Raw genomic sequence first — 6,239 nt, 5'->3', positions numbered from 1 at the left:
GGCTGATATGACGACGTAAAAAAACTTAGTTCGACAATAACTAAGTTTTTTTACTAGTAAGGTGTTTAGCAAGGTCTTATAGGACCTTGCATAGTTTAGCTAGTGACTTTAGTCACAGATAAACTTAACACATTAAACATTCAGCACTTTATCCAAGAAGTCTTTGAGCCGCGGATGCTGTGGGTGGTCAAAGATTTGTTCCGGAGTGCCGTCTTCCAGAAATTGGCCGCCATCGGTAAAGATAACACGGTTGGCGACCTTGCGCGCAAAGCCCATCTCATGGGTGACAATCAGCATGGTCATGCCTTGCTCTGCCAGATCTTTCATAACATTGAGAACATCCCCGACCATTTCAGGGTCAAGAGCTGATGTCGGTTCGTCAAAGAGCATAATATCAGGACTCATGGCGAGGCTGCGAGCGATAGCGACACGCTGTTTCTGACCGCCTGAGAGGCTGTCGGGGTAAGCCTGCGCCTTGTCAGACAGACCAACCTTTTCTAAAAGCTCCATACCGTGCTTTTGAGCTTCTTCTTTAGATTCTTTACCGAGTTCAATCGGGGCAAAAGTAACATTATCAAGGACGGTCATGTGCGGGAAAAGATTGAAGTGCTGAAAAACCATTCCGATATTTTCCCGAGCTTTATCGACATTGGTAGAAGGGTCTGAGAGCTCATAACCGTCAACGATAACCTTGCCGCTGGTAACAGATTCGAGGAGGTTCAGCGTCCGCAGGAAAGTTGATTTTCCGGAACCCGAAGGACCGATGATACAGACAACATCTCCCTCCTTAAATTGTACATCAATGCCTTTGAGGACTTCATTTTGTCCGAAAGATTTATGCAAATCCTGAACATCAATTTTTAAATCAGTCATTATTTAATCCTCTTTTCTAAGCGTTTTGCCAGACGTGTCAAGAGTGTAATGATTACAAGGTACATCAGAGCAAGAATGGCATACATGCGGAATGATTGGTAGTTGCGGGCGATGATGATTTTGCCGGCTTGGAAAAGCTCAATCAGTCCGATAGCTGAGATAATGGTGGTATCCTTAAGTGAAATAACAAATTGATTGATGAAGTTAGGCAGCATCATTTTGAAGGCCTGCGGCAGAATAATCTTTTGCATGGTCGTCTTATAAGAAATACCCAAGCTGCGGCTGGCTTCCATCTGTCCGATTGGAACAGCCTCAATACCGCCGCGAACGATTTCAGCAATATAGGCACCGCCGTTTAAGGTCAGAGCAATGGTACCTGCTACGAAGTCGTTGATAGGACTTTGATGACCAGTAATAGACTCAATCAGGTTAGGAATTCCCCAGAAGATGAAGGCAGCGACAATCATCAGCGGAATACCGCGCACTACATCAACAAAGACAGCAGCGATAATACGCAGTGCCTTGTAAGGACTGACACTCATCATACCAAAGATAATGCCGACAATCAGGGCAAGGCCGAATGACAGAAGCGCTAAGCTCAGGGTTGTTCCAAGGCCGGAGAGGAGCTGTTTGTAATTGTTGGTAATCAGCCCCCAAATGGTAGATTCATCAACGGCTGATTTGGATTTAGCATCTTGCTTGTCATCAGACAGGTATTTGTTGATGATCTTATCGTACTGACCTGATTTTTTAAGGGCAGCTAAGCCGTTGTTAAACATTTGGATGAGTTCAGGGTTATTGCCCTTTTTAACAGCAAAACCATATTCTCCAGACTTTTCACCCGGAATCGGTGTTTCAAATTTACGTCCCTGCTGAATAGCATATTTAAGGACTGCTTCATCATCCATAAGGGCGTAAATAGAACCGGAATTCAAGCTATCATACATGGTTGACGCTTCGTCAAATGATTTTAAGGTATAACCGTACTTATCTTTATTTTTTTCGAGGAAAGCATAAGAAGCAGTTCCGTTTTTGGCACCGACTTTTTTGCCTTTCAAATCTTTGTAAGACACAAGGTCGCTTCCCTTACGGACAGCTAATAGTGTATTTGATGTATAGTAAGGGTCGGAAAAATCAAAGATTTTTTTGCGCTCGTCAGTAATGGACATCCCTGCCATAACAGCGTCTGCCTGACTTGACTGAACAGTATTAAGAGCAGCATCGAAGCCCGGATTTTCCGTTTGAATCTTAAAGCCCTGCTGTTTAGCGATGGCTTTGATCAGATCAACGTCAATCCCGACATATTTACCGCCGTCATTTTGAAATTCAAAGGGAGCAAAAGAAGAATCCATTACAATCTTGTAACTGCTTTTAACCGGTTTTGCTTTGGCCTTGGCATTGCCGGTGGTTTGTGAATTAGCAGCAGCAGAAGCAGACTTAGAAGAAATCCACTTGTTCATGATTTCATCATAGGTGCCGTCAGCCTTCATTTGTTTTAAGGCCTTGTTGAAATCTTTGATGAGGTATTCGTATTTACTGCCTTTTTTGACAGCGAAAGCAAAGCTGCCGATAGGTTCTCCGTCCATTTCAATGCGGAGGTTTTGCCCCTGATTGATGGCATATTGGGCAACGGGCTTATCATCCATAACAGCATCGACAGAAGCAGATTCTAAGCTGTTATACATGGAATCGCCGGTATCAAAGGATTTGATTTTATAGTGATATTTGTCCTTCTTTTTTTCGAGGAAGCTTTGAGCTGCTGTCCCGTTTTTAACACCGACCGTTTTTCCTTTGAGCTGACTGTACTTAGTGATTTTGTCTTTTTTGCGAGTAACAATGACAATCTTGGTGTCATAGTAAGTATCTGAAAACGTAAAGACTTTTTTACGTTCTTTGGTGACAGTTGTTCCTGCCATCAAAGCATCAGCCTGACCGGACTGGACGGCATTGACCGCCGCATCAAATCCCGGGAAAGTCATCTTATAGTCCCAGCCGCTGATTTCAGCTGCTTTTTTGATGATATCTACGTCAATTCCCTTATAAACCTGGTCACTGTCCTTAAATTCAAATGGTGCATAAGTGGAGTCTGAGACAATCTTGATCGTATCAGCAGAAACTTTTGCGCCAAACATAAAAGCCAGTGTCAAAAATGCTGTCATAAGAGCAAATATCTTTCGCTTCATGTTCGTACTCCTTCATAAAAATTACCTTATTATACCAAATATTACAGATTTAGGCAAGAACAGCCCTGCACACTATGTAAGAAAACATAACATAGAACTGATATTGACTTTTAAGGGGAAAAAGTGTAAATTGCAAGATATTATAAGGCATCTTTGCCAAAATAGTTAAAGGAAAAAATCATCTATGCAAAAAAGAATTTTAGAGGCACCCACGCTTTTTTATCAGAAACTACCCAACTGGCTCTTTATCATTTTAGCTTGTATCATGGTCTATCTCTTTGTTTTTCTGGGGAGTTTTGTCGGGGGAGCAATGCTGTCTCTGCCGATAATGGTGCTTTACCTCATCAATCCGACAGGTTTCAGTCTTACTGTGGCTTTTAGCAGCCTGTATTTCCAGTTATCCTTGTTTTTCTTTGTTGCTCTCTTGGTCTTTGCTTGGGTGAAGTGGGCTGAAAAGCGTCCAATTTCTAGCTTGGGCTTATTCAGAGAAAATTGGATCAAGGATATCGTCAAAGGCTGGGGTGTAGGCATGCTTGTTTTTTCTGCAGCTTTTCTGCTAACTTACCTTTTTGGCGGTGTCGAATTGCGGTCTGTTAATTTTTCTACAGCCGCTGTTTTGTCTGTTCTTTCAACTATTCCTTTTTGGTTTATTCAGGGCGGGACAGAAGAACTGCTGACACGAGGCTGGCTTTTGCCCCTGATTAATAAGCGCAGCAATCTTGCGGCAGCTGTCGGGATTTCCAGCAGTCTTTTTGGACTTATGCACTTAGCGAACAGCCACGTGACCGTTTTTTCAATTCTCAGTATTATTTTATCAGGTGTTTTTATGGCACTTTATATGTTAAAAACAGATAACCTTTGGGGCGTTGCCGGTCTGCACGGTGCCTGGAATTTTACCCAGGGTAATCTCTATGGAGTAGCTGTCAGCGGACAGGGTGCAGGGACATCTTTATTTCACTTTGCTAGCAAAGCCGGCGCGGCTGACTGGATTTCAGGTGGTGCCTTTGGAACAGAAGGAAGTCTCCTGACCAGTTTGGTTCTTTTGGCAGCTATCGTCATACTTACTCTTTTGCTCAAAAAAGAGAGTAACTCTATTTATAAAGAAGCTTGATTTTGAACTCAGGCTTTTTCTTTTAGGCTTTTCTTATGATAAAATAGAGAATAGAAAAATGAGGTGGCAGTGAATGATAGATAAGACAGAAAATAACCAGTTTAAACTTGTTTCTAAATACCAGCCGTCGGGCGATCAGCCGCAGGCCATTGAACAGTTAGTGGATAATATTGAAGGCGGTGAGAAAGCGCAAATCCTGATGGGAGCAACCGGTACGGGTAAGACCTACACCATGAGTCAGGTGATCCAAAGGGTCAATAAGCCAACTCTTGTCATCGCCCATAATAAAACCTTGGCCGGCCAGCTTTACGGAGAATTTAAAGAATTCTTCCCTGACAACGCCGTAGAATATTTTGTATCTTACTATGATTACTATCAGCCGGAAGCTTATGTGCCTTCCAGCGATACCTATATCGAAAAAGACAGTTCGGTCAATGATGAGATTGACAAACTGCGCCACTCGGCGACTTCCTCCCTACTTGAGCGCAATGATGTTATCGTGGTAGCGTCTGTGTCCTGTATTTATGGTTTGGGTTCGCCTAAGGAATATGCGGACAGCGTTGTCAGTTTGCGGCCGGGTCAGGAAATTTCTAGGGATCAGCTACTTAATAGTTTAGTTGATATTCAGTTTGAGCGCAATGACATCGATTTTCAGCGCGGCCGTTTTCGCGTGCGCGGCGATGTGGTTGAGATTTTTCCTGCTTCCAGAGACGAGCATGCCTTTCGTGTTGAATTTTTCGGCGATGAAATTGACCGTATTCGGGAGATTGAAAGTCTGACCGGCCGTGTCTTAGGAGAAGTCGATCATTTAGCCATTTTCCCGGCGACTCACTTTATGACCAATGACGAGCACATGGAGATTGCCATAGCAAGGATTCAAGAGGAATTGAAAGAACAGCTCAAGCTCTTTGAATCAGAAGGTAAGCTCTTAGAAGCTCAGCGATTGAAACAAAGAACCAACTATGACATCGAAATGCTGCGGGAGATGGGCTATACCAACGGTGTTGAAAACTATTCCCGCCATATGGACGGAAGAAGTGAAGGCGAGCCGCCCTATACGCTGCTGGACTTTTTCCCTGAGGACTTTCTGATCATGGTTGATGAAAGCCACATGACCATGGGGCAGATTAAGGGGATGTATAATGGCGACCGCTCACGTAAAGAAATGCTGGTCAACTATGGTTTTCGTCTCCCGAGTGCCCTGGACAACCGTCCGCTGCGCCGGGAAGAATTTGAAAGCCATGTTCATCAGATTGTTTACGTGTCTGCCACTCCGGGAGATTATGAGCTGGCACAGACAGATACGATCGTTGAGCAAATCATTCGTCCGACAGGCCTTCTCGATCCGGAAGTGGAAGTCCGGCCGACCATGGGACAGATGGACGACTTGCTGGGTGAAATCACCGTGCGTGCCGAAAAAGGCGAACGAACCTTTATCACCACTCTGACGAAAAAAATGGCAGAAGACTTGACCGACTATCTCAAGGAAATGGGTGTCAAGGTCAAATATATGCACTCGGACATCAAGACCTTGGAGCGGACCGAAATTATCCGCGATCTGCGTCTGGGCGTTTTCGATGTGCTTGTAGGGATTAATCTGCTGCGCGAAGGTATTGACGTACCGGAAGTTAGCTTAGTTGCGATCCTCGATGCGGACAAGGAAGGTTTCCTGCGCAATGAGCGTGGCCTTATCCAAACCATCGGCCGGGCGGCACGAAACAGTGAGGGTCATGTTATCATGTACGCTGACACGGTGACCCAGTCCATGAAAAAGGCTATTGATGAAACGCACCGCCGGCGGCAAATTCAGATGGCTTACAATGAAGAGCATGGCATTATTCCCCAAACCATCAAAAAAGATATTCGTGATCTTATCGCCATCAGCAAATCAACAGAAAGCGATGTGGCTGAAGAGCAAGTGGACTACAGCGCTATGAACAAAAAAGAACGCCAAGAAGTCATCAAGAAGCTGCAAAAACAAATGCAGGAAGCGGCCGAACTGCTTGACTTTGAGCTGGCTGCCGAACTCCGCGATATGGTGCTGGAGCTGAAGGCGATGGATTAGCTATTCA

4 protein-coding genes are annotated in these 6,239 nt (G+C 44.4%); 2 read left to right on the top strand and 2 right to left on the bottom strand.

What is annotated here, in order from left to right; genetic code table 11:
• Nucleotides 1-132: 132 nt before the first annotated feature.
• Together G573_RS0108250 and G573_RS0108245 are read right to left on the bottom strand one after the other, a co-directional pair.
• The gene (locus G573_RS0108250) at nucleotides 133-873 is read right to left on the bottom strand and encodes an amino acid ABC transporter ATP-binding protein (RefSeq protein WP_027976285.1); all 741 of its coding nucleotides are present in this window, start codon (nucleotides 871-873) and stop codon (nucleotides 133-135) included.
• Nucleotides 873-3,056, bottom strand: a complete 2,184-nt coding sequence (locus G573_RS0108245) for an ABC transporter substrate-binding protein/permease (RefSeq protein ID WP_027976284.1) — start codon at nucleotides 3,054-3,056, stop codon at nucleotides 873-875. Before G573_RS0108245 ends, G573_RS0108250 begins: the two co-directional genes overlap by 1 nt.
• Before the next feature lie 184 nt (nucleotides 3,057-3,240).
• On the opposite strand from G573_RS0108245, the gene G573_RS0108240 reads away from it, so the two are divergent.
• Nucleotides 3,241-4,167 carry a CPBP family intramembrane glutamic endopeptidase gene (locus G573_RS0108240; protein WP_027976283.1) on the top strand — a complete coding sequence of 309 codons (927 nt, stop codon included), beginning with the start codon at nucleotides 3,241-3,243 and terminating at the stop codon, nucleotides 4,165-4,167.
• A gap of 73 nt (nucleotides 4,168-4,240) precedes the next feature.
• Complete coding sequence (uvrB, locus tag G573_RS0108235) at nucleotides 4,241-6,232, top strand: excinuclease ABC subunit UvrB (RefSeq protein ID WP_027976282.1); 1,992 nt, start codon at nucleotides 4,241-4,243, stop codon at nucleotides 6,230-6,232.
• The last annotated feature ends 7 nt before the right edge of the window (nucleotides 6,233-6,239 follow it).

This window comes from Streptococcus devriesei DSM 19639, from assembly GCF_000423725.1.
In the GTDB taxonomy this organism is placed as follows: Bacteria; Bacillota; Bacilli; order Lactobacillales; family Streptococcaceae; genus Streptococcus; species Streptococcus devriesei.
This window is presented reverse-complemented; position numbering and strand designations above follow the sequence as displayed.